Origin of the sequence: Streptomyces clavifer, assembly GCF_036345975.1 — a bacterium.
Classification (GTDB): Bacteria; Actinomycetota; Actinomycetes; order Streptomycetales; family Streptomycetaceae; genus Streptomyces; species Streptomyces clavifer.
The window spans coordinates 755,892-780,119 of record NZ_CP107793.1 but is presented as its reverse complement, the minus strand read 5'-3'; the positions used below and the strand labels follow the sequence as shown (position 1 = coordinate 780,119).

The following is a 24,228-nucleotide window of genomic DNA, read 5'->3' as shown; positions in this document are numbered from 1 at the left end:
CGCGCGGCGCTACCATCGGGATGCTCTTGGGAGCGCTCCCACTCTGTGTCAGCCCCTACCGCCGCAGTGCGGCGGTCCAGCTCGGAGAGGACGCTTCCGTGCGCTTGAGCGCCAGACCCTTAGCCGCCCTACTGGCGGCGCTCGCCCTGACCGCCGGGCTGTCGATCACCGGCAGTCCGGCCGCAGCCCGCTCCGACGATGTGCCCGCCGCGGCCGAAGCATCCGATGTGTCGATCGCCGCGGACACCTATACCTGGAAGAACGCACGCGTCGACGGCGGTGGATTCGTCCCGGGCATCGTCTTCAACCGGTCCGAGAAGAACCTCGCCTACGCGCGCACCGACATCGGCGGGGCCTACCGCTGGGACCAGCCGGGCAAGCGGTGGACACCGCTGCTGGACTGGGTGGACTGGGACCGGTGGGGCTGGTCAGGTGTGGTGAGCCTCGCCTCCGACACGGCGGATCCCGACAACGTGTACGCGGCCGTGGGGACGTACACCAACAGCTGGGACCCGACGAACGGGGCGGTCCTGCGCTCCTCCGACCGGGGCGCCTCCTGGAAGGCCGCCCCGCTCCCCTTCAAGCTCGGCGGCAACATGCCGGGCCGCGGGATGGGGGAGAGGCTCGCCGTCGACCCGAACAAGAAGTCCGTCCTCTACCTGGGCGCGCCCAGCGGCAAGGGGTTGTGGAGGTCCACCGACTCCGGCGTCACCTGGGCGGAGGTGACCGCCTTCCCGAACCCCGGCAACTACGCGCAGGACCCGTCCGACACCAGCGGATACGCCAGCGACAACCAGGGCATCGTGTGGGTCACGTTCGACGAGCGCTCCGGCAGCGCGGGCAGCGCCACCCGGGACATCTACGTCGGGGTCGCCGACAAGGCGAACACCGTCTACCGCTCCACGGACGGCGGCGGCACCTGGTCCCGGATCGCCGGACAGCCGACCGGCTACCTCGCGCACAAGGGCGTCCTCGACTCCTCCACCGGCCACCTCTATCTGACGCTGAGCGACACGGGTGGTCCGTACGACGGCGGCAAGGGGCGCATCTGGCGGTACGCCACCGCGACCGGTGCCTGGACGGACGTCAGCCCGGTCGCGGAGGCGGACACCTACTACGGGTTCAGCGGACTCAGCGTGGACCGGCAGAAGCCCGGCACCCTGATGGCCACCGCGTACAGCTCCTGGTGGCCGGACACCCAGATCTTCCGTTCCACGGACAGCGGCGCGACCTGGACGCGGGCCTGGGACTACACCAGTTACCCGAACCGTTCGAACCGGTACACCCAGGACGTCTCCTCGGTCCCCTGGCTGTCCTGGGGTGCCAACCCGTCCCCGCCCGAGACCACGCCCAAGCTGGGCTGGATGACGGAGGCGCTGGAGATCGACCCCTTCGACTCGAACCGGATGATGTACGGGACGGGCGCGACGGTCTACGGCACCGAGGACCTCACGGCGTGGGACACCGGCGGCCGGTTCAGGATCACCCCGATGGTGAAGGGGCTGGAGGAGACGGCCGTCAACGACCTGGCGAGCCCGCCGTCCGGTGCCCCGCTGCTGAGCGCGCTCGGCGACATCGGGGGCTTCCGGCACACGGATCTCGACGCGGTCCCCGCGATGATGTTCACCTCGCCGAACCTCGACTCGACCACCAGCCTGGACTTCGCCGAGGCGTCCCCCGGCACGGTGGTCCGGGTCGGCAACGCCGACACCGCCCCGCACATCGGCTTCTCGACCGACAACGGGGCCAACTGGTTCCAGGCCTCCGAGCCCGCCGGCGTGACCGGCGGGGGCACGGTCGCCGCGGCGGCCGACGGCAGTGGATTCGTCTGGAGCCCGGACGGCGCGGCCGTCCACCGCACGACCGGGTACGGCAACTCCTGGACCGCGTCCACCGGCATCCCGGCCGGGGCCATGGTCGAGTCCGACCGGAAGAACCCGAAGAAGTTCTACGGCTTCAAGGCCGGCACCTTCTACGTGTCGACCGACGGGGGCGCCACGTTCACCGCCAGGGCGAACAACCTGCCCGCCGAGGGCAACGTCCGCTTCAAGGCCCTGCCCGGGACCGAGGGCGACATCTGGCTCGCGGGCGGCACCGCGGCCGGGACGTACGGGCTGTGGCGCTCCACCGACTCCGGTACGAGCTTCACCCGGTTCTCCGGCGTGGAGCAGGCGGACAGTGTGGGCTTCGGCAAGGCGGCCTCCGGCGCGTCGTACCAGACCGTCTTCGTCAGTGCGAAGATCGGAGGGGTGCGGGGCATCTTCCGGTCCACGGACGCCGGCGCGAACTGGACGAGGATCAACGACGACGCGCACCAGTGGGGCTGGACGGGCGCCGCGATCACCGGGGATCCGCGGGTCTACGGACGGGTGTACGTCTCCACCAACGGGCGCGGGATCCAGGTGGGCGAGACCTCCGACACCGGCGGGGGAGGCACGGACCCCGACCCGGAGGAGCCTCCGGGCGACGCGGACTGCTCGGTGACGTACAAGGTGACCAACCAGTGGTCCGGCGGCTTCCAGGCCGATGTGACGGTCACGAACACCGGTACCACGGCCTACGACGGCTGGCGGATCGGCTGGTCGTTCCCCGACGGGCAGAAGGTCACGCAGATGTGGAACGCCACCGCCCAGCAGGACGGGGTGAAGGTGACGGCCACCAACGCCGGCTGGAACGCCAGGGTCGCGCCCGGTTCCTCCGCCGGCTTCGGCTTCTCGGGCAGCTGGGCGGGTGCCAACACCGTACTCAAGGCGTTCACCCTGGACGGTGACGCCTGCACCGTCGGCTGATGTGCACCGACCGGCGCGGGAGGGGCGGCCCCGCCCCTCCCGCGCCGGGTCGATCCTCGTACGGCCGGACGGGTACCCGGGGCTGCGGACCGCACCCGCCATCGGATCGGATCTGCTCGCCCTCCTGGACTTGCTCCTCGGACGTGACGCGGGGCCCGGCGGCGACTGACAGCCGGGCCCCGCGCCGTACGGTGAGTGGAGCTCCGCTCACCTCACCCCGCCTCAGGGAAAGGACACCACCTGTGACGGGATGGTCGACGTACCGGAGGTGGGGGATCCGGTGTTGTTGATGACGTGCTCGTACTGGCCCTGCCCGCCCAGTGACACGACCAGGAGGTCGTGGAACTTCACGCCGGGCTTCACCGGGGCCTGGAAGCCGTGCTGCTGGCGGATCGTCGGATCCACGTTGAAGTAGCAGTAGCTGCCCATGCCCCAGCCCTCATGGGTGGTCACCGAGTCGGCGACCTTGTACGCCGCGTAGCCCTTGATGTCGCCGTTCTGGATGGCGGCCTGATTGGGGGCGTCGTACGCCTTCTCGTTCTGGAAGAAGATCGTCTTTCCGTTCTCGCCGTACCACTGCACGTCGTACTTGTTGAAGTGCTCGACGAACAGGCCGGTGGCCAGCACGTCGTCGCCGTTCACCCGCAGACCGTAGTCGGACCTGTTGGTCTCCCAGCCGACTCCGTCGCCGTGGTCGGCGCGCCAGAGCCAGGTGTGGTCGATGATCGTGTCGTCGCTGTTGACGACCATGCCGGTGGTCGCCTTGCCGGCGCCCGCTCCGCCGACCCGGACGAACACGTCCTGCAGCGAGGTCGGGTTCGCCGAGTGGTCGGCCGACGCGCCGTCGGGGCCCACCTGGACGAGCACTGAGGAGTTCTGCGTACCGGCGTCGACCAGGAGGCCGGCCAGCTTGACTCCGTCTACGTCACCGACCTTGATTGCGGTCACCCCGTTGTCCGGAATGATCGTGGCGAGGCCGAGGCCCAGTGCGACGGTGTTCGCGCGGTTGATCTCGATGGGCTCGTTGACATGATAGATGCCTGGGGTGAACAGCAGGTGCAGCCCCTGGCGGACAGCAGCGTTGATCGTCTGCGCGGTCGCGCCCGGCTTCACCACGTAGAACTGGCTCAGCGGGATGGACTCGCCCTGCGGGGTGCCGTTCCAGGAGACGCCCCGGGCGTTGGTCCGCTTGGCGGGGACGAAGACCTTGTAGGTGTTGCCGTCGAGGTAGAGGAAGGGCTTCTCGCGGGAGACCGGGGTGTTGTTCAGGGTCGTGTACGGCGGCTCGGGGAAGCTCTGCGCGGGTGCGCCCTCGACTCCGGAGAACGTCATGTTCCAGACGCCGTTGCCCCAGCTGCCGATGGAACTGTCGCGGGTGTACCACTGCTGCTGGGAGTAGGGGCCGACCTGGCCGTCGATCTTGCTGTCGGCGATGTAGCCGCCGCTGGCCCAGCCGTATCCGTTCGGTGCGAGGTTGAGCCCGCCCTTGACGTGCATGCGGCGGAAGGGGGCGGCCTGGGAGACGGCCCAGCGGTTGGTGCCGCTGACCGGGTTGAGGGCCAGGTTCTCGGCCGAACGCCAGAAGTTCTGGGTGGCGTTGCCGTTGAACCAGCCGGCGTCGACGGTGACGTCGCCGTTGAAGGTGGTGTCGTCCGGCTTGAGTCCGAGTCCGGCGATGGAGGTGTAGAAGCCGATCTGGGCGTTGATGTTGCTGTACGTGCCGGGCTTGAACATCAGCGCGTAGCGGTCGGTGCCGAACTGGGCCGACTCCTGCTTCTTGAAGATCTCGTCGACCTTGCCCTGGATGTTCGGCGTCGAGGGGTCGAAGACCAGGACGTTGGGACCGAGGTCACCGCCGCCGGGGATCTGCGGGTCGCCCCCGCCGTTCGTCGTGCCGAACACCTGGAACTCCCAGAGGGAATAGCCGTACCCGGTGGCCCGGGCGGTGCCGGTCAGCCGCACGTAGCGCGCGGTGCCGGAGACGCTGAGGGTCTCGGTGCCGCCGGGGCCCGTGGTGGTCGAGTAGGCGGTGTTCCAGTTGCTGTTGTCGGAGGAGAACTCGATCCGGTAGCCGGTGGCGTAGGCCGCCTCCCACCGCAGGACGATCTGGCTCACCGAGGCGGCGGCGCCCAGGTCGACCTTGATCCACTGGGGATCGGCGAAGGCGCTCGCCCAGCGGGTGCCGTTGTCGCCGTCCACCGCGGAGCCGGCGGGGGTGCCGCCGTTCTCCTGACTGGAGGCGGTGACCGTCCTGCCCTGCGACAGGAGCGACGGTGCCGCACTCGCGGGTGTCGAGGGGACGAACGCCAGGAGCGAGAGGACGAGGCCGGTGACCAGGGCCAGCACACCTCCGCGTCTCCTGCTCAGTGGGGGGACAGGTCTGCGGAACAGAGGCGGTGCGTACATGGGGGTCTCCTCAGTCGTGGGGCGGGTACACGACGCGCACGGCCGGAGAGCGCTCTCTCCGGCTGCGGCAGATACTTCACCCTTGTTGCGAACGCGTCAAGAGATGTGCAACAACAGATGGAGCAGGGCCTGTTGGCGACAAGAACTGATGGCATCTCTGCTTCGCTTTCCCGTTGGCTCGACCTCCTCGGTGACGGGCCGTAAGCCCTGGCGCGTCATTGCTTCAGGAAGTGGCGAATCAGCTCACGCGGTTCCGGCCGCCGCGACGGCCCCGGGCTCCGCGTCCCCGCCGAAGCCCGGGCCCGCCGAACTGAGCGCGGTCGTGGACGCCCCCTCGTGACGCACGTGCACCACCGGCGCCGACGTCCTCGACGGTGACTCTGCGGCGCGCCCGGGACCGGGGGTGCGGCGCCCCACGACGCGACCGCTCTCGCCGCTGCCCAAACATCGCCTCGGCGTGGCGTGCCGCCCAACGGGTGACATCCGGCCCGCAGTCACACGATGAGCCCATGGCATCGCTCGAATGCGGCGCTCTCCAGTGGTGGGAGGCGGCATTCCGGCTGACGGTGGATCACGTCGCACCTGTGATCCGATGAGCCGACAACCAGCCGGCCGTCGCAGGGGTGGCGAAAGGACTGTGTATCCATGCGTTCTGCCCGCACCCTGTTCGCATCGGCCGCCGTCACGGCGGTCCTCGCGGTCTCCGCCCCAGCCGCATACGCCGTGACCTCGGCCGACGACTGGGACAAGGACAGCGGATCCTCCAGCAGCAGCAACGACGACCGTGAGAAGCCGGATTCCTGGAAGCACGAGAAGCCGGAGGGTGGCGTGCACACCGGTGGTGGTGCGCTGGCCGCCGTCACCGCCGACGACTGGCAGAAGGACAAGGAGTCCGGGTCGGGCAGCGGCGACGACCGTGAGAAGCCGGACTCGTGGAAGCACGAGAAGCCGGAGGGCGGTGTGCACACCGGTGGTGGTGCGCTGGCCGCCGTCACCGCCGACGACTGGCAGAAGGACAAGGAGTCCGGGTCGGGCAGCGGCGACGACCGTGAGAAGCCGGATTCCTGGAAGCACGAGAAGCCGGAGGGTGGCGTGCACACCGGTGGTGGTGCGCTGGCCGCCGTCACCGCCGACGACTGGCAGAAGGACAAGGAGTCCGAGTCGGGCAGCGCGACGGGCGACTGGCAGAAGGAGGACAAGGAGTCCGAGTCCTCGACGGGCGACTGGCAGAAGGGCAAGGAGTCCGAGTCCGGCGGCGCGGACAGCGAGGAGTCGGGGTCCTGGAAGCACGAGAAGCCGGAGGGCGGCGTGCACGCCGGCGGCGGCGCGATGGCCCTGTCCGGCGGCGGCCTCGCAGCCGGCTCGGTGCTGATGCTCGGCGGCCTCGGTGCCGCCGCGTACCGCATGCGCCGTCGTAGTGGCTCGGGTGCCGCGGCGGTCTGACGGCCGCCCGCACCACTGAACAGATCCTGTCGTGGCCGCCGTCCTCCCCGGGCGGCGGCCACGCCGATTCTCCCGGCCTCCGCACCCCGGGTCCTCCCCGTACACGAAAGGAAGCACGCGCATGGCCGCCCCGCAGCCGTCCGACTCAGAATCCGCCTCCCCTGCCCTCGGCCGTTCCCTGCTGTGGCCCGCTGTCGCGGTGGGGCTGGGCTTCCTGCTCGTCTACAACTCGCTCGACGCGTCGGCAGGGGTCCCGCCGCCCGTCGCGGCCGCGACATCCGCCCCCGCGCCGGCAGCCACCGCTCCGGCCCGGCCCACGCCGTCGGCCACGCCCCGGCCCACGCCGTCGGCCTCCACCCCCGGCCGGGGGCTGCCCCGGTCCGCACCCGAGCGGATCAGGATCAAGAGGATCGCGGTCGACGCCCCCTTCACCCCGCTCGCCATCGGCCCGTCGGGGCAACTGGACGCGCCGCCCGCGGACGACATGAATCTGGCCGGCTGGTTCAAGGACGGGGCGGCACCCGGCGAGCGCGGTACCTCGGTCGTCGCCGGTCACGTCGACACCAAGACGGGTCCCGCGGTGTTCCTGCTGCTCAGCACGCTCGAGGCGGGCAACAAGGTGAGCATCACCCGCAAGGACGGCATCGACACCGTCTTCAAGGTGGATTCGGTCGAGACCTTCAGCAAGGCGGACTTCCCGGACGAGCGGGTGTACGCCGACAACGGCACCGCCCAACTGCGTCTGATCACCTGCGGCGGCGAGTACGACAGGAAGGCGAAGGACTACAAGGACAACGTCGTGGTGTTCGCCCACCTGGCAGACGTCAGGAATGCGTGACGGCATCCCGGGGCACGCCCCCTGACGCACGGATGAGGTCAGGCGCGTGTGTGCGACCGAACGGACGCGCACACGCGGACCGGGGCCCCGGGCTGTACCGTCGCGCCCCGGGGTTTCAGTCGGTGCGCCGGCCGGGCCCCTCCGCCGCGAAGACCTGGTGCAGCGTACGGCCGGTGCGGGCCGAGCGGGCGTGGTGAGGATCGGGGGTGCCCGGCCGGTCGTGGACGGCCTGCCGGTCATTGGCCTTGATCAGCAGCCAGGCCTCCGGCCCCTGCGTGCCGTCCTCGTCGTCCACGCGGAACCGGGTGAGGGTGAATTCGCCGTGGAGCTTGGCCCCGTCCAGCCAGAAGGTCGCGTGCCCGCGCTCCAGGGAGTCGGCGAACGGTACCGGTGCGCCGCCGGGGTCGTGGCTGAGCGGGCGGTAGGTCCCCTGGTCCCAGACGATGACGGTCCCACTGCCCTGCGCGTCGCGGGGAATGACCCCTTCGAACGCCCGGTACTCCAGTGGATGGTCCTCGGTCGGTACGGCCAGCCGCTTGTCGCGCGGGTTGTCCGACGGGCCGCGGGGAACGGCCCAGGACTTGAGCACGCCGTCGACCTCCAGCCGGAAGTCGAAGTGCATCCGCCGGGCGTCATGGATCTGCACCACGAAACGCTGTCCGCCATCGATGTCCACGGCTCGGTCCTTCCGCCAGGATGCGGCCGGACCCTGCCCGCCCTCCGGCGCAGGGCCGGTGGGGCCCGCACGGTCCGTAGCCCGTACCTACACGTTCCACTGTGCCGCTGTCCGTCGTGCCACGCACGACGGACAGCGGCACCGCGTGGCCTCCTCGTGCGCGGGCCGGTCGTTGCACCGGTCGACCGGTGGGCCCCTGTGACGGTCAGTCCGCGTACCGGTCGAGCGCCGCGTCGGCCGCCGCAGTCGACCGATGCCACCACGTGGTGACCGGTTCCCACACCCGGATCCCCTCCGGTGCCCCGAGGGAGGCCGCGCCGAACGTCCGTCCGCGGTGCGCAGGGTCGCCGGCGACCGTCAGCCTGTCCACCAGCCGCAGCTCGGTGGCCGCCGGGTCGAGCGTGCGCACCGCCGCGTGTGCGGAGCCTCCGGCGGGCAGGCGGTACGGCGCGCTCTCCGCCCCGGGCACCGGCAGCGCGGGCCCGTCCAGGTCGCCGAACACGACGGTGGGGATGCGGTCCACGGAGCAGGCCCGCGTGCCGCGGTTGGTGACGCTGATCCGTACCGTGTCCGGGCGGTCCGAGGCGGAGGCGGCCACGGACAGACGACTTTCCCGGCAGGCCGGGGGTGCCGGGGGAGCGGTCCCGGCGGAGGAGGCCACCGCCGCGCCGGCCGGGGCCAGCAGAGCGAGGGCGAGGACGGCGGGAACGGCCGGTACAAGGCGAATGCGCATGAGTTGTCCGTTCCCCACCGCATCGGCTTCTACCCGTCGCGTCCTGGGCGGGTTCTTGACGGCTGTCCGGCCACTGCCTTGAATCAAGCAGTGAGATATACGCCCGGAGTGATCGCGTCCATGGGTCGCCCCAGGTGTGAATCTGTCATGGGCATGCCCCCACGCATGCCCCGGTGACCCCCACCTCGAAGTGATGTGATGACTGTGTCCTCCCCCCACCACGCCGTACGACGTCCTGCGAAGCGGCGTCGCGCGACGCTGTACGCGCTCTCCCTGCTCTGCTGTTCGGTGGTCATGACCGGGCTCCCCGTCGGGGCCACGGCCGCGCCTGCTCCGCACCCGGACGTCTCCGCCCCACCCGCACCCGCACCCGCACCCGCACCCGCACCCGCCGCCGTGGCCTTCGCCGACGAGTTCGACGGGCCCGCCGGCTCGGCGGTGGACGGCGCCAAGTGGCAGACCGAGACCGGCGACAACGTCGACAACCACGAGCGCCAGTACTACACGTCCGGCAACGACAACGCGGCCCTGGACGGCCAGGGCAACCTCGTCATCACCGCGCGCAAGGAGAACCCCGCCGACTACCAGTGCTGGTACGGAACCTGCGAGTACACCTCGTCCCGTCTCAACACCGCCGGCACGTTCACCCGGACGTACGGCCACGTCGAGGCCAGGATGAAGATCCCGCGCGGGCAGGGCATATGGCCCGCGTTCTGGATGCTCGGTGCCGACATCGGCAGCGTGGGCTGGCCCAACAGCGGTGAGATCGACATCATGGAGAACGTCGGCTTCGAGCCGGGCACCGTCCACGGCACTCTGCACGGCCCGGGCTACTCGGGCTCGGGCGGTATCGGTGCCGGCTACACCCTCCCGGGCGGGGCGGCCTTCGCCGACGACTTCCACACCTTCGCCGTCGACTGGGCCCCCGACTCCGTCACCTGGTCCGTGGACGGAACGGTCTACCAGCGCCGCACACCCGCCGATATCAACGGCAACGCATGGGTGTTCGACAAGCCGTTCTTCCTCATCCTCAACCTCGCCGTCGGCGGCTACTGGCCCGGCGACCCGGACGGCAGCACCAGCTTCCCGCAGCAGCTGGTCGTCGACTACGTCCGCGTGACCACCAACGACTGATCCGAGCCCCGCCGGCACCGGTGCCCGTCCGCGCACGGCCTGCGGACGGGCACCGTCCCCGTCACGGCCCCGCCGCCGGCCCCGCGTGCCGACGTAGCATGATCCGTATGGAGCAGCGCACACTCGGCAGGACCGGCCGTGACGTATCGGTCGTGGGACAGGGCACTTGGCAGTTGGGCGGGGACTGGGGCGAGGTGCGGGAGACCGACGCGTTCGCAGTCCTGGACGCCGCTGTGGAATCGGGGGTCACCTTCTTCGACACCGCGGACGTCTACGGGGACGGCCGCAGCGAACAGCTCATCGGCCGCTATCGCAAGGACCGGCCGGACGCGGACATCCTCGTCGCCACCAAGATGGGCAGGCGCGCCGACCAGATCCCCGAGAACTACGTACTGGACAACTTCCGCGCCTGGAACGACCGCTCCCGCACCAACCTCGGAGTCGACACGCTCGATCTCGTCCAGCTGCACTGCCCGCCGACGAGCGTCTACTCGTCGGACGCGGTCTACGACGCCCTGGACACGCTCGTCGCCGAACAGCGGATCGCCGCCTACGCGGTGAGCGTGGAAACGTGCGCGGAGGCGCTCACGGCCATCGCCAGGCCCGGGGTCGCCAGTGTCCAGATCATCCTCAACCCGTTCCGGCTGAAGCCGCTGGACGAGGTGCTCCCCAGCGCTGCCGAGGCCGGGGTGGGCATCATCGCGCGGGTTCCGCTCGCCTCCGGGCTGCTGTCCGGGAAGTACACCGCGGACACCGTGTTCGCCCCCGAGGACCACCGTACGTACAACCGTCACGGCGAGGCGTTCGACCAGGGTGAGACCTTCTCCGGCGTCGACTACGCGACCGGTGTGGCGGCTGCCGCCGAGTTCGCCGGGCTGGTCCCCGAGGGCGCCACCCCGGCGCAGACCGCGTTGCGCTGGATCATCCAGCAGCCCGGTGTCACGAGCGTCATCCCCGGCGCACGGTCCGTGGACCAGGCCCGGGACAACGCGGCGGCGGCCGCGCTCCCGCCGCTGCCGCAGAGCACACTGGACGCGATCGGCGAACTGTACGACCGCCGCATCCGCGCGGAGGTCCACGCGCGCTGGTGACCTGGGCTCAGTCGTCCTCGTCGCTGTCGCCGTCCTGCCGGGGAGCCTCTCCGGCAGGACCGGGGGACTGGGACGGATCGACAACGGCCGTCGGAGTGGATTCCGGGTCCTGGACGTCCGCCGCGGCACCGGAGTCCGGTGCGAAGAGCACCGTTCCCAGATACACCGCCGCCACGAACGCGACCGCACCCGCGACGGCGCTCGCCACCCGGGGCCGGCGCCGGATTGCCTCACTCGTGCTCAGCCGACGGGTGGTCGCCGACCGGGCGGCCCGTGGCGCGGGAGCGGCCCGACGGCGGCCGGTCGCCTGTGGCAGCCGGTACGTCGAGACGCCGCCTGCGGCAGGCGCGGCAGCCGGCGACGGTGACTGCGCGGCAGGAGCGGCCGGGGCGTGCCGCGGCAGCGGTTCGGCGCGCCCACGCCAGGCGTCGGTGCGGAACCAGTCGGAGACCTGCTGTGCGCTCGGCCGGTCCTCCGGCTGCTTCGCGAGCAGGCCCATCAGGTAGGAGTCGAAGGCGGGGGACACATCGGCCCCACGCTGTCTCACCGGCACCGGTGGGGTGTCCACGTGCTGGTAGAGCGTGGCGGTCGCCGTGTCCGAGCGGAACGGCGGCTGTCCGACCAGGAGCTGGTACACGACGCAGCCCAGGGAGTACATGTCCGACGCGGAGTCGGCCGTGCGGCCCAGCGCCCGTTCGGGAGCCAGGTACAGGCTCGTACCGACGATGTGGCCCGCGGTGGTCAGCGCGGTCGAGGGGTCGTCCACGAACTGGGCGATGCCGAAGTCCCCGATCTTCACGGACCCGTCGGCGTCCAGCATCAGGTTGCCGGGCTTGATGTCGCGGTGGACGATGCCCTGACGGTGCGCCGCGGCCAGCCCGGCGGCCGCCTGGCCGGCGATCCGGGCCACCTGTTCGGGGTGTACCTTCCCCCGGTCCTCGAGCAGATCCCCGAGGCTCTGGCCCTCGACCAGCTCCATCACCAGGAAGAAACGGTCCTCCCACGAGCCGAAGTCGAACACGGCCACCAGGTGAGGGTGACTCAGACGCGCCGCGGTCTGCGCCTCGAGGCGGAACCGCGCCGTCGACGAGGCGTCGGCCTGATCGCCCAGCAGCAGCTTGACCGCCACCGCCCGGCCCAGCACTTCGTCCGTCGCGCGCCACACCTCACCCATGCCGCCACGGCCGATGGGGGATATCAACCGGTACCGTCCAGCTACCAGCACCTGTGCACACCAATCTCGAACTGTGGCCCGCTCCGACTGCCGCGGCGGCGACCTCATCGGGCTCTTCGGCTCGGTACGGTGCGGGGGCGCGCGGCGTGATCAGGATATCGGTCCGCCGGAGCTCCGTGAGCACGGCCGGCCACCGTCGCGCGGAATCAGGCCAATCCGGCTGTCCGGAAGCCCCGTTCCCGTCCTACGGTGAGCCACTCGAACAGCACCGCAGCCTTGAACTCGGCCTGTCCGCCGGGGAAGAGCAGATCCGCTTTCCTGAACACCGCCTCGTCCGCGACCGCTTCGGGATCCGAAGGAGCCGGGGCACTTCGGGGACCCGGGGTATCCGCATCGCCCGCGGCATCCGTGACGTAGGGGACCGCGACACAGCGCATGCCCGCCGCCTGGGCCGCCCGGACACCCGGGGCCGCGTCCTCCAGCACCACACAGGCCGCCGGTTCGGCGCCCAGTCGCCGGGCGGCCTCCAGGAACACGTCGGGCTCCGGCTTTCCACGAGCCACCTCCTCGGCGGACACGTGGAGAGGGAGGAACGCGTCCAGTCCGGTGACCGCGAGGGTGGCCTCGATCGCGGCACGGGAGGAACCGGAGGCCACCGCCATGGGGATCCCCTCCTCGTGCAGCCGTTCCACGAGGACGCGCATTTCGGGGAAGACCTCGGTGGAGGTGCCGGCGAGCTCCAGGTAGAGGGCGTTCTTTCCGGCCAGCAGTTCCTCGACCGACGCCTCGATCCCGTACTCCTCCCGCAGGACGGTGAGGGTCTCACGGGTGCTGATCCCGATGAAGCGGGTGTGGTCGTCCCAGCCGAAGTCCGTCACGCCGTACCGGGCGAGGAGCCTGCGCCCCGCCTCGTAGTAGTTCGGCTCGCTGTCGACGAGGGTGCCGTCGAGATCGAGGAGGACACACAGGGCGGGGGCGGGCGCGGGACTCATACCCTCCAGCATGCCAGTGGGCGGTCAGCCGGAGCCGCCCGCCGCCCGCCCCACCGACTCGACCAGCGGCAGCACCCGGTGCGCCACCCTCTCCCGCAGAGCCACCTCGGTCCGTGTCCTGACCACGCCGGGGAGTTGGATCAATTGCTGGATCACGTCCTCGAGGTGCCCGTTGTCGCGGGCCACGACACGGGTCAGGAGGTCCCCGCCCCCGGTGGTCGAGAACGCCTCGATGATCTCCGGTACGGCGGCGAGCGCGTCCCCCACCTCGTCCAGATGCCCCTGGGTGACCTCCAGGTGCACGAAGGCGAGCACCGGGTGGCCGAGGGCCGCCGGGGAGAGGGCGGGGCCCGTTCCGGTGATCACGCCGTCCCGCTCCAGGCGGTCCAGACGGGCCTGGAGGGTGCCCCGTGCCACGCCCAGCAGGCGCGCGTACTCGCGGACGCTGGTGCGCGGCTGCTCGATGAGCAGGCGCAGGATGCGGGTGTCGAGCAGGTCCACGGCCATGTCCGGCATTTCCTTCCGGCTCGGTGATCGGTCGGCCGACTGTATCCGTGGCGCACCGGGCGGCCGTCGCCGGCCGCGGCCCCTCCCGCGCGCCGACGGCTGCCTCCCCCGCGGCTCCGTCGGCGGCGGACGTGTCGACGCCCCGCCGGAAGCCGCAACCGGCGAGGTGGGGGTCCGCACGGACCCCCACCTGGACACCGAAGTCGAGTGCCGGTCATGACGCGCCGAGGCCGGTGCGCCGCCGGCCCGGCCGGTCGTGGCCACGGACGCGCACGGCCCGCGGCGCCCGGCGGCGGGCGGTGGGTGCGCCGCGCGTGCCGCCTTGTCGCGTGCGGCCCTGTCGCGTGCGGCTGGTCCGTTGGCTCTGCCGCGGCCGACCGGGGTGCACCCGAATTGGGCCATTGGTCCATGGAATGGGGCATCAGTTGAACCACCAGCCCCCCAGGTGCTGAAATGGGTCTATCAATGGCGCTGCGGGTCCCTCGGGAATCCCTGCGGCGCCTTTCTCATGTCTGCGCTGGTCCATGTACGAAAGGTGCGGGGCAAACTTGCTGAAGAGGGCTTTCGTCGCACACGATCCGGGGCGGGTGCGGCTGCGGTTCGCTTCTCGGGCCGTACTCGGCATCGGGCTCGCCGTCATCCTGTGCGGGGCGGCCGGGCACTCGCTGACGGCGGCCATCACCGGTGGCCTCGCCGCGCTGCTCGCACTGTTCACGGTGACCGACCCGACGGTGCGTGGGCAGGCGATCACGACCGCCCTCCTCCCCGTCGTGGGTCTGCCGGTGCTCACGCTCGCCGCTGCGCTGCATGACGTGCCGGTCGCACGCGACCTGGCCTTCCTGGGCGTCGTGGGAGTCGGGGTCTACGCGCGGCGGTGGGGCCCTCGCGGGCACGCACTGGGTGTGTTCGGCTTCATGGCCTATTTCTCTGCCCAGTTCCTGCACACCGTGCCCGGTCAGCTGCCCGAGCTGTACGCGGCCGTCCTGCTGTCGCTCGCCGCGTCGTCGGTGATGCGGTTCGGGGTGTGGTGCTACGAGCGGAGGCTCGCGGTACCCGCGGCGGTCGCACTCCCCGCCGGGGCGGCCGGGCTGGGACGGGTCACGACGCGGCAGGCCGTGCAAGCGACGTTGGGGGCCGGGTTCGCGCTGGCGGTGGGACAGGTGCTCTCCGATCAGCGATGGTACTGGGCGGTCGGCGCCACCTGGTGGGTGTTCGTGGCCACCACCTCGCGGGGCGAGACCGTCGTGCGGGGGTTCAGACGCTTCCTGGGGACGGTGCTCGGAATCGGGCTGGGCTTCGCCGTGGCCGTACCGCTGCACCACGAGCCGGTCGTGGCCGCCGTGGTCGTGGCGGTGAGTGTGTTCGGGATCTTCTACACCGCCGCGGTCTCGTACACCTGGATGATGCTGGCCGTGACGGTGATGGCCAGCATGCTGTACGGGCTGCTCGGCGTGCTCGACGCGGGTCTGCTCGTGCTGCGGGTGACCGAGACGGCGGTCGGGGCGCTCGGGGCCGTGCTGGCGGTGCTGTTCGTACTGCCGGTGACCACGCACTCGGTGACCGAGGCGTGGGTCGGGCGGGCGCTGCGGTGCGTGCACACGTGCACGGCGGAGGCCGCCGCCCGGCTCACCGGCAGCGAGGACGCGGACCCTGCCCGGCGCGTCGTCGAACTGGAGGCGATCCTCGGCAGGGTGCGCTTGTCGCTCGCGCCGCTGGTGCATCCGCTCAACCCGATGAAGGCCCGCAAGCGACGGGCCCGGCACGTGCTCGCGCTGCTCGACGACTGCGCACGCGAGGTGCGCGGCCTGGCCTCCGTCGCCGCTGATCCGGAGGCCTCGCACGACATCCGGCTCGCCGCGGCCTGCTGGCGTGTGGAGACCGCCGTCGAGGCACTCACCGATGCGCCGGCCGTGGAGCGGGACCTCGGACTCGACAGCGTGACGGCGGCGGAGCCGACGGGCGTCGAACCGGTGCTCGTCCACCTCCATGCGCTGGAGCGGGCTCTGCTCGAGCTCGCCGTTCCCCTGCGGAGGCCCGGCCGCATTCCGGCCGGCGCCTGAGCCGTCGCGTGGCGAGAGTTTCATGCCGCCGCAGACTCCCCTGCTCCTCGGCCAGTGGGCCGAAGGGTGCGAGGGCGCGTGGACCGGGTACCCGTGCCGAGCGGCCTCACGGCCCCGCCGACGGCGCACGGCACGAGGCGGCGGCGGAGGAGTCCCTCGGCTGCCGTCGGCGCCGTGCGCACGCGGTCTGCGCCGAATCCGCGCTCGCTCTTCCGCACGGCCGGGGACGGGCGCTTGCCGAGCTCGCGGTGCCTTTGCACCGTCCTCGCGCGCCCCGCTGACCGGCACCTGACCCCGGCGCCACCCATCGCCCGTATTGGTCTGGACCAAAGAGACCTGCCTGCTACCGTCGGCCGTGAAGATCGCGTCGGCCGTGCAGACGGCGGCCGAGGTGAAGATCGCAGCGGACGTGAAGAGGGGTAGCGCGATGGGCAGCAGTGCCGGACGGGCATTCATAGGGTCGTTCACCTCGGCGGGTGGGCGCGGGATCACCGCTGCCGCCGTCGACCGGGACAGTGGGGCTCTGACCGTGCTCGCGGCCACGGACGCCGTCCCGGACCCGTCCTTCCTCGCGGTCGGCAGCGCCCCCGGGTCGGGCGCGACGGTGCTGTACGCGGTCAGCGAGACCCCCGGAGGAGGCGCGGCCGCACTCGTCGTCGACGACGGCCCGCCGCGGCTGATCGGTGAGGTGCGTCCGGTCGGCGGGGACAGCCCCACCCACCTGGCGCTGGCCGCCGGGCACCTGGTCACCGCCAACTACGGTTCGGGCAGCGTCTCCGCGCTGCCCCTGGGGCCCGATGGCGCCCTCGGCCCGGCGGCCTCCGTGCTGCGGCACGAGGGCAGCGGTCCCGACGCCGGTCGCCAGGCGTCGCCGCACGCACACCAGGTGCTCGCCGACCCGTCGGGGCGGTGGGTGCTGAGCGTGGACCTCGGTACGGACTCCGTACGCGTCTGCGCCCTCGACGAGCGCACCGGAGCCCTGAGGCTGCACGCCGAGACCGCACTGCGCTCCGGCACGGGCCCGCGCCATCTGGCCTTTCACCCGTCCGGGGGACACCTCTACGTCCTCAACGAGCTGGAACCGACCATCACCGTGTGCCGCTGGGGAGCGGCGGACGGCCTCCTCGACCCGGTGGGCGAGGTGGCGGTGCTGCCCGACGGCGCGGATGCCGGAGGAGGGGCGCGCACCTATCCGTCCGAGCTGGCGGTCTCCCACGACGGGCGGTTCCTGTGGACCGCCAACCGCGGGCACGACAGCATCTCCGTGCTCACCCTCGACGAGACGGCCGAGAAGCCGGCCCTGGCCGCGGCCGTGGGCTGCGGCGGGCGCTGGCCCCGCGACCTCACCCTCGATCCCACCGGGCAGTGGCTGTACGTCGCCAATGAGCACTCGGGCGACGTGAGCTGGTTCGCCGTCGACGCGGAAACGGGCATTCCGGCCCACGTGGGCTCCATCGAGGCTCCGGCGGCCTCCTGCGTGGTCTTCGCCTGACGTCCGGCCCGCGCAGGGAGTCCCTGTGCGCCCCGGAGGGCGGCAGACGTCAGGCGGCACGGACCGGGGGACCGGTCCGTGCCGCCTGTTCCGGCCTGCTCCCGGGGCGCGGCGGTGCCACCCCGTACGGGTGCGGTCCCGGCGCGGATCAGTGCGCCTGGGCTCCCTGCGGCGTCGCCGGGGTGATTCCCAGCGTCGTCGCGTACAGCGAGAGCACGAGCTTGCCGATCGCCGGGTACGCGCCGAGCGGCTCGGCGGTCGCACAGCCGGCCTCCTTCGCCGCGGCGTCCAGAAGTCCGGCGTCGATCTCCGGGCCCACCAGGTACGGCGCGAGCGCGAGCTGTGCGGAACCGGAGTTCTGCAGCTGCTCCGCGATCGACGCGACCGATCCCTCCACGTCCAGCGCCGCGGCCATCACCGGCACGGCGAGACGTGCGGCCAGCAGCATGCCGGTGATCCCGGCAGCCCGCACGGCCTCCTCGCCGCCCACCGTGGCCAGCACGATGCCGTCGGCCGCGGTCGCCACGGTGAACAGCCTGGCGCGGTCGGCGCGCGCCAGCCCGGCCTCCGAGAGCCGCACGTGCAGGGCCTCGGCGAGCAGCGGGTGCGGACCGAGGACGTCGGTCAGCTCGACCTGCGTGCCGCTGTCCATGACGGCTTGCCGTATGCGTCGGATATTGGCGCTGTCGGGCCCTGCGAGCAGCGGCACCACGACTGCGGACGGGCCCTCGGGTGCGGGGACCTCGCGGCCCGCGGCGGTGGCCTGCTCGTAGCGCGCGGTGCGCTCGGCGGCGGCATGCGCGAGTACGGAGACCAGCACGGGGTACTCCGCGTCGTCACCCTCGAGGTAACCGATCTTCGCGTTCAGACCGGGGAGCTCGGAACGGGCGATGCTGATGACTTCCTCGGCCAGACTCCGCGTGGCCGGGGAAGGGGTACCGGGAACGGCAAGAACGAGCGCGGCAGCGCCCTCAGGTGCGACCACGGGCTCCGGGCGGCGGTGCCGTCCGGACTGGCGAGGTCGCGGCATTCGTACAGGCAGGCCGGAAGCGGGCCCAGTGGGGGTGCTCATGGCGCCGCATGCTACTGGTTTTGGGTGCCCCTCTGTTCAGGGAGGGGGTGGTCAGGCGTTATCTGTCCGTTTATGTCTGTTGAGCGGCATACCAGTCGACTGCCCTGCTCTGTCCGGGCAGATGTTCGCTCGAATCCTCTACGTTACTCCCGGTACGAACAGGAGTGTCGGATGGGCCGGCAGCTGCAGGTCCGACCGGGCGAGTGCGCGGGCGATCTCCAGGGATCCCTGCAGCGGACTTCCCGCCGCCGGCACCACGCGCGCGTGCGGGATCTGCCGCGCCAGCTCCACGCGCAACCGCCCGAGAAGAGGGTTGCCCATCTTGAAGAGGCCACCGGTCAGGGCGACTTCGCACGGCTCGCCGCCGGAGTCCGCCGACCGGGGGCACGCCGCCGCTGCCGCTTCCGCGATATGGGCGGCGGCCTCCCGCAGGATCCGCGCCGCGACCTCGTCGTCGGCCGCGCAGGCCGCGACTTCGGGCGCGAAGGAGGCGAGGAGCGCGGGACGGTCCGTGCGCGGGTAGAGCAGGCCGGGAAGGTCCGGGGCCGGACCGAAGACGGCCTGGAGCCGGGCCAGCAGCGCGGGGGAACCTCCGTGCCGGCCGTCATGGGCACGCAGTGCGGCATCGAGCCCGGCCCGGCCGATCCAGGCGCCACCGCCGCTGTCACCCAGCAAGTGGCCCCAGCCGTCGGCCCTGCGCCACGTCGTGAGGTCGGTGCCGAGCGCGATCATGCCGGTCCCGCCCGCGACGACTGCGCCGGGGCGCTGGCCGAGTGCTCCGGCGTACGCGGTCACGGCGTCGGCGGCCAGCGCCACTCGGCGTACACCCAGCGTCTCCGCGAGCGCGCCGGGCAGCCGGGCGCGCAGCTGCCCGCCGAGCGTCGCCATCCCGGCGGCCCCCACGGCCGCGGCTGTGATCGCCGCTCCCGGTCCCGCCTCGGCCAGCAGCCGCAGTGTCACGGGGAGCAGCTGATCCAGCAGATGTCCGGCGTCGATGCCCTCGGCCCCTGTGCGCACCGGTTCCTCGCAGACGGCAGTGGACGTCGGGTGTCCGCCGTCGGCCGCGCCGAGCGCCACTCGCAGCCCGGATCCTCCCGAGTCGACTCCGAGGACGAGCGCCCCCCGCGCCGCGGCATTCACGAGCGCCCCCCGCGCCGCGGCATTCACGAGGGACGCCCGGGGGAGGGGCGCCGCGTGCTTCCGGGGGAGCGGTGTGGGCATGGTCCGCTGCGGGGCGGGTTCCTGCGTGACCTCATGGACCGCTCCGGAAGGAAGGGGGAGTGACGACGACCGGCACCCTATCCCCGGGCCCGGCCCCGGGGGGACCCTCATGATCGCCGCGGTCCGTGTAGGCCGGTAGAGTGAGGGGCTGTGGCAGCGCGACCTTTGAGTGAGCTAGTTGAGCCCGGCTGGGCCGAGGCATTGAGTCCGGTGTCCGGACGCATCGCGGCGATGGGGGACTTCCTCCGCGCCGAGATCGCAGCCGGCCGTACCTATCTGCCGGCGGGGCAGCACGTCCTCCGTGCCTTCCAGCAGCCCTTCGAGGACGTGCGGGTCCTGATAGTCGGTCAGGATCCCTACCCCACGCCGGGCATGGCCATCGGTCTGAGCTTCGCGGTCGCTCCCGACGTGCGGCGGCTGCCCGGGAGCCTGGAGAACATCTTCCGGGAGCTGAACAGCGACCTCGACCTCCCGAGGCCGTCCAACGGAGACCTGACCCCCTGGACGAAGCAGGGCGTCCTCCTGCTCAACCGGGCGCTGACCACGGCCCCCGGCAAGCCTGCCGCGCATCGCGGCAAGGGCTGGGAAGAGGTGACCGAGCAAGCCATCCGTGCGCTGGTCGCCCGGCGCAAGCCGCTGGTGTCCGTGCTGTGGGGGCGCGACGCACGCAATGTGCGACCGCTTCTCGGGGACCTGCCGGCGGTCGAGTCCGCCCACCCCTCTCCCATGTCGGCGGACCGTGGATTCTTCGGATCGAAGCCCTTCAGCCGCGCCAACGACTTCCTGGTGCGCGCAGGGGAACAACCGGTGGACTGGCGCCTGCCGTAAGCGGCGTGCTCAGCGGGCGGCCCCGGCGGCCCCGGGCCGCCGATACCGGCATCCGATCCGCCGCCCCCGGCATAGGCCCTCGAATCCGGGGCACGAGACTCTTCGACCCGAGCTCCAGCAGGACACCCCCTCCACCTGCTCGAGCACCCGGCCCCACCGGCACCCCCCCCGCCGGTGGGGCCGCTTCATGATCCGGCCGGGACGCGCCGCCGCCGCGTCGCCCGGCCCCGGAGTGGCGGCCATCGGCGGCGACGCGGCTGCGCCCCGTCCAGTTGGGCGTCGGCCGTGGTGCGGACCCGGCCAGGCCCTTCCGGGCGGGCGCGGCGATCGCGGCGCACACGGATCCCCCGGACGCGTGACCCCGCCGGGAGGGTCGCCCGCCGCCCGGGCGTCCGGCTGTTACGGTCCCACTCCACCGGACCGGTCCGCTGTACCCGTGGCCGCGGCAGCACGGCGAAGGAGTGGTGTCCCATGCGTGTACTCCTGGTCGGAGCGGGAGGCGTGGGTACGGCGATCACCAGGATCGCTGCCCGGCGCCCTTTCTTCACCCACATGGCGGTGGCCGACTACGACCTCGAACGGGCGGAGTCCGCAGTCGCCGCACTCGGGGAGAGCGGGGACCGGTTCAGCGCCGTGCGGCTGGACGCCTCGGACCGTGCGGCCGTGCGCGCCGCCCTCCGCGAACACCGCTGCGACGTACTGCTCAACGCAACCGACCCCCGTTTCGTCATGCCCCTGTTCGAGGCGGCTCTCGCGCACGGGGTGCACTACCTCGACATGGCCATGTCCCTGTCCCGGCCGCACCCGTCCCGTCCGTACGAGGAGTGCGGGGTGAAACTCGGGGACGCGCAGTTCGAGCGTGCCCCCGCATGGCAGGCCGCCGGCCGTCTCGCACTGGTGGGGATGGGCGTGGAGCCCGGCCTCTCGGACGTGTTCGCCCGATACGCCTCCGACGAGCTCTTCGACGAGATCGAGGAGATCGGTGTCCGGGACGGTGCCGACCTGACGGTGGAGGGCTACGACTTCGCCCCCTCGTTCAGCATCTGGACGACCATCGAGGAATGCCTCAATCCACCGGTCGTGTACGAGGAGGAGCGGGGCTGGTTCACCACGGCCCCCTTCAGCGAGCCGGAGGTCTTCGACTTCCCCGAAGGCATCGGACCCGTCGAGTGCGTCAACGTCGAGCACGAGGAGGTCCTCCTCGTACCGCGTTGGCTCAAAGCCCGGCGGGTCACCTTCAAGTACGGCCTGGGCGACGAGTTCATCGGGGTGCTGCGCACGCTCCACAAGCTCGGGCTCGACCGCACGGACCCGGTGTCCGTGCGGAGTGACCGGGGCGGTGTCGCGGTCTCGCCCCGTGACGTGGTCGCCGCCTGTCTGCCCGACCCCGCCGGGCTCGGGGAGCGGATGCACGGAAAGACCTGCGCGGGCACCTGGGTGAAGGGCGTCAAGGACGGGCGGCCCAGGGAGGTCTACCTCTACCACGTGGTCGACAACCAGTGGTCGATGCGGGAGTACGGCTCCCAGGCCGTGGTCTGGCAGACCGCCATCAACCCCGTCGCCGCTCTTGAACTCGTCGCCGGGGGTGTCTGGGGCGGCAGCGGAGTGCTCGGCCCCGAAGCCTTGCCGCCGAGGCCGTTCCTCGACCTGCTGACCGAGTACGGCACGCCCTGGGCCATGCGCGAGCAGTGACGGCACCCGGGCGCGGTTCCGCCGGACGACGTTACGGCGGAAGTGCGCACCCGACGGCACGTCAATAGCATGTGACCGATTTGTTCCGCTTTCTCTTCAGCTTTGTGACGGAAGCGAGGGAGCATGGCAGAGGACCCAGCCGGACAAGCCCGCCCGGCCGGCTTGAAACCGGACGCGATCGGCTTCGTCGACGCGCTGGTCATCGGGCTGAACGCCACGTCCCCGGCCTACTCGGTGGCGGCCGTCATCGGCCCGATCGTGGCACTCGTCGGTGTCTACGCCCCCGGAGTGCTGTTCGCCTCCTTCGTGCCGATGCTCTTCATCGCTTCGGCCTTCTACTACCTGAACAAGGTCGACCAGGACTGCGGGACCACGTTCTCCTGGGTGACCCGCGCGATGGGGCCGTGGACCGGGTGGCTCGGGGGCTGGGCCATCACGATGACCGGAGTGCTGGTGGTGGGGTCACTGGCGGACGTCGCCGTCAGCTTCGGACTGCTGGCCGTGGGCCTCGACAGCTGGGCCGACAACACCTTCGTGCGCCAACTCCTCACCGTGCTCCTGATCGTGGTGATGACGGGCCTGTGCGTCATCGGGACCGAACTGTCGGCCAAGGTGCAGAACGTCCTGATCCTGGCGCAGGTGGTCTTCCTCCTGGTCTTCGTGGTCGTCGCGCTCTACCGCGTCTACGCGGGCACGACGTCGTTCGACTCCGTCAGACCGTCGGCCGAGTGGCTCAACCCCTTCGGTGCGGGTGGCGCGGGGCTCACGAGCGGACTGCTGCTGGGCGTGTTCATCTACTGGGGCTGGGAATCGGCCGTCAACCTCACCGAGGAGGTCGAGGACTCCGCGACCGCACCGGGGAAGGCGGGCGTGTGGTCGACCATCATCCTGCTGGTGACCTACCTGTCCGTCGGCTTCGCGGTCGTCGCGTTCGCCGGGACGGCGTACCTGACCGAGAACGCCGATGAGGAGGAGTTCATCTTCGCGCTCCTCGCCGGCGAGGTCATGGGGAGCTGGGACTGGATCGTGCTGCTCGCGGTCGCGACATCCGCGATCGCCTCGACGCAGACCACCATCATTCCCGCGTCGCGCACCGCGCTGTCGATGGCCCGACGCCATGCCCTGCCGACGCACTTCGCACGCATCCACCCGCGGTTCCGGACCCCTGACGTCAGCACCTGGTGGGTGGCCGCCATCGCCATCGCCTGGTACCTCGTGGTCAACCGGATCAGCGAGAACGCCCTCTTCGACTCGCTGACGGCTCTGTCGCTGCTCATCGCCTTCTACTACGCACTCACCGGCGTGGCGTGCGCGGTCTACTACCGCCGGCACCTCACCGAGAGCGTGCGCAACTTCTTCCTCATCGGTGTCGGGCCGCTGGTCGGAGCCGGTCTGCTCACCTGGCTGCTGGTGAGGTCGGTCATCGACATGTCGGACCCGGCGAACTCCTACAGCGGTACCTCGTGGTTCGGCCTCGGTCCGCCGCTCGTCATCGGCATCTTCATCAGCCTGGTCGGCGTGGTGCTCATGGTCGTGCTGCGGCTCCGGTCGTCCGTCTTCTGGAGCGAACGCCGAAGTGTGGTCGACCCCGACCTCGTACACGGCAAGGAGTCCTAGATGTCCGTGGTCCTCGGGTATGACGAGTCACCCGGCGCAGCGCGCGCCCTGAGGGCGGCGATCGAGGTGGCGCAGGCATTCGGTGAACAGCTCGTCCTGGTCTACGGAGCAGCGCCGCCCGGCCCCACCGGCGAGGAGTACCGGGCCCACTACGAGGCCATCCGCCAGGCCGGGCGTGAGGGACTCCGCCACGCCGTCGCGGCGGCCGAGGGGGCCGGTGTGCCGACCGTCGTCGAGGTCATCGACCTCAACCCGGCGCAGGCACTGATCGAAGCCGCGGCCCGTCACGGGGCCAGGGTCATCGTGGTGGGCAGCTGGGGCGAGAGCCCGATCCGCGGGGCGCTGCTCGGATCGACCCCGCACAAGCTCCTGCACCTGTCGACCGTCCCGGTACTCTGCGTGCCCACCGAGCCTGAGTCCTGAGGCGCCGCAACCGCGCGCGACCTGGAGCGGGCCCGGGGCC

The 24,228-nt window shown here is 71.5% G+C and carries 19 protein-coding genes; 11 read left to right on the top strand and 8 right to left on the bottom strand.

The genetic code is table 11. The annotated features are described in order from the left end of the window. Positions 1-98: 98 nt before the first annotated feature. A complete protein-coding gene (locus tag OG927_RS03150; protein WP_408058033.1) occupies positions 99-2,789 on the top strand; it encodes a cellulose binding domain-containing protein in 2,691 nt (896 codons plus the stop codon). A 222-nt stretch (positions 2,790-3,011) separates the two neighbouring features. On the opposite strand, the gene OG927_RS03145 is transcribed toward OG927_RS03150, so the two are convergent. Next, positions 3,012-5,195, bottom strand: coding sequence for a discoidin domain-containing protein (locus tag OG927_RS03145; protein WP_330319657.1), 2,184 nt, complete (start codon positions 5,193-5,195; stop codon positions 3,012-3,014). 645 nt (positions 5,196-5,840) lie between these two features. Here OG927_RS03145 and OG927_RS03140 point away from each other — a divergent pair. Beyond that, positions 5,841-6,638: a hypothetical protein gene (locus OG927_RS03140; RefSeq protein ID WP_330319656.1), complete on the top strand. Its 798-nt coding sequence runs from the start codon at positions 5,841-5,843 to the stop codon at positions 6,636-6,638. 121 nt (positions 6,639-6,759) lie between these two features. Beyond that, entirely contained in the window at positions 6,760-7,476 is a 717-nt protein-coding gene (locus OG927_RS03135; RefSeq protein WP_124283101.1) for a class F sortase, read from the top strand. A gap of 115 nt (positions 7,477-7,591) precedes the next feature. Here the strand turns inward: OG927_RS03135 and OG927_RS03130 are convergent, their stop codons facing one another. Next, the gene (locus tag OG927_RS03130) at positions 7,592-8,098 is read right to left on the bottom strand and encodes a DNA polymerase ligase N-terminal domain-containing protein (RefSeq protein WP_245377837.1); all 507 of its coding nucleotides are present in this window, start codon (positions 8,096-8,098) and stop codon (positions 7,592-7,594) included. A gap of 259 nt (positions 8,099-8,357) precedes the next feature. Beyond that, entirely contained in the window at positions 8,358-8,885 is a 528-nt protein-coding gene (locus tag OG927_RS03125; protein ID WP_319102805.1) for a DUF4232 domain-containing protein, read from the bottom strand. Between the two features lie 198 nt (positions 8,886-9,083). On the opposite strand from OG927_RS03125, the gene OG927_RS03120 reads away from it, so the two are divergent. Next, positions 9,084-10,019, top strand: coding sequence for a glycoside hydrolase family 16 protein (locus tag OG927_RS03120; RefSeq protein ID WP_330319655.1), 936 nt, complete (start codon positions 9,084-9,086; stop codon positions 10,017-10,019). Between the two features lie 98 nt (positions 10,020-10,117). Beyond that, positions 10,118-11,110: an aldo/keto reductase gene (locus OG927_RS03115; protein ID WP_330319654.1), complete on the top strand. Its 993-nt coding sequence runs from the start codon at positions 10,118-10,120 to the stop codon at positions 11,108-11,110. A gap of 7 nt (positions 11,111-11,117) precedes the next feature. On the opposite strand, the gene OG927_RS03110 is transcribed toward OG927_RS03115, so the two are convergent. From OG927_RS03110 to OG927_RS03100, 3 genes are all read right to left on the bottom strand, one after another. Further along, on the bottom strand, positions 11,118-12,284 hold the full coding sequence (locus OG927_RS03110) for a serine/threonine-protein kinase (protein WP_241191988.1): 1,167 nt from the start codon (positions 12,282-12,284) through the stop codon (positions 11,118-11,120). A gap of 206 nt (positions 12,285-12,490) precedes the next feature. Next, on the bottom strand, positions 12,491-13,276 hold the full coding sequence (locus OG927_RS03105) for an HAD family hydrolase (RefSeq protein WP_124283106.1): 786 nt from the start codon (positions 13,274-13,276) through the stop codon (positions 12,491-12,493). Between the two features lie 24 nt (positions 13,277-13,300). Next, on the bottom strand, positions 13,301-13,783 hold the full coding sequence (locus tag OG927_RS03100; protein WP_056795170.1) for an Lrp/AsnC family transcriptional regulator: 483 nt from the start codon (positions 13,781-13,783) through the stop codon (positions 13,301-13,303). Between the two features lie 548 nt (positions 13,784-14,331). Here OG927_RS03100 and OG927_RS03095 point away from each other — a divergent pair. Then, positions 14,332-15,843, top strand: a complete 1,512-nt coding sequence (locus tag OG927_RS03095; RefSeq protein ID WP_330319653.1) for an FUSC family protein — start codon at positions 14,332-14,334, stop codon at positions 15,841-15,843. 427 nt (positions 15,844-16,270) lie between these two features. Continuing rightward, the gene (locus tag OG927_RS03090; RefSeq protein WP_056795976.1) at positions 16,271-17,335 is read left to right on the top strand and encodes a lactonase family protein; all 1,065 of its coding nucleotides are present in this window, start codon (positions 16,271-16,273) and stop codon (positions 17,333-17,335) included. Positions 17,336-17,483: 148 nt separating this feature from the next. Here the strand turns inward: OG927_RS03090 and OG927_RS03085 are convergent, their stop codons facing one another. Beyond that, the gene (locus OG927_RS03085; protein ID WP_079099252.1) at positions 17,484-18,407 is read right to left on the bottom strand and encodes a sirohydrochlorin chelatase; all 924 of its coding nucleotides are present in this window, start codon (positions 18,405-18,407) and stop codon (positions 17,484-17,486) included. Positions 18,408-18,545: 138 nt separating this feature from the next. Further along, a complete protein-coding gene (locus OG927_RS03080) occupies positions 18,546-19,574 on the bottom strand; it encodes an N-acetylglucosamine kinase (protein ID WP_359283027.1) in 1,029 nt (342 codons plus the stop codon). Positions 19,575-19,778: 204 nt separating this feature from the next. Here OG927_RS03080 and OG927_RS03075 point away from each other — a divergent pair, with 204 nt between their 5' ends. The 4 genes from OG927_RS03075 (at position 19,779) to OG927_RS03060 (ending at position 24,188) form a co-directional block, all read left to right on the top strand. Further along, positions 19,779-20,456, top strand: coding sequence for a uracil-DNA glycosylase (locus tag OG927_RS03075; protein ID WP_079099253.1), 678 nt, complete (start codon positions 19,779-19,781; stop codon positions 20,454-20,456). Positions 20,457-20,927: 471 nt separating this feature from the next. Beyond that, entirely contained in the window at positions 20,928-22,148 is a 1,221-nt protein-coding gene (locus tag OG927_RS03070; RefSeq protein ID WP_330319651.1) for a saccharopine dehydrogenase family protein, read from the top strand. A gap of 123 nt (positions 22,149-22,271) precedes the next feature. Continuing rightward, positions 22,272-23,765, top strand: a complete 1,494-nt coding sequence (locus tag OG927_RS03065) for an APC family permease (protein WP_056795148.1) — start codon at positions 22,272-22,274, stop codon at positions 23,763-23,765. Continuing rightward, positions 23,766-24,188 carry a universal stress protein gene (locus OG927_RS03060; protein WP_124283110.1) on the top strand — a complete coding sequence of 141 codons (423 nt, stop codon included), beginning with the start codon at positions 23,766-23,768 and terminating at the stop codon, positions 24,186-24,188. It abuts the gene before it with no gap. Positions 24,189-24,228 lie beyond the last annotated feature (40 nt).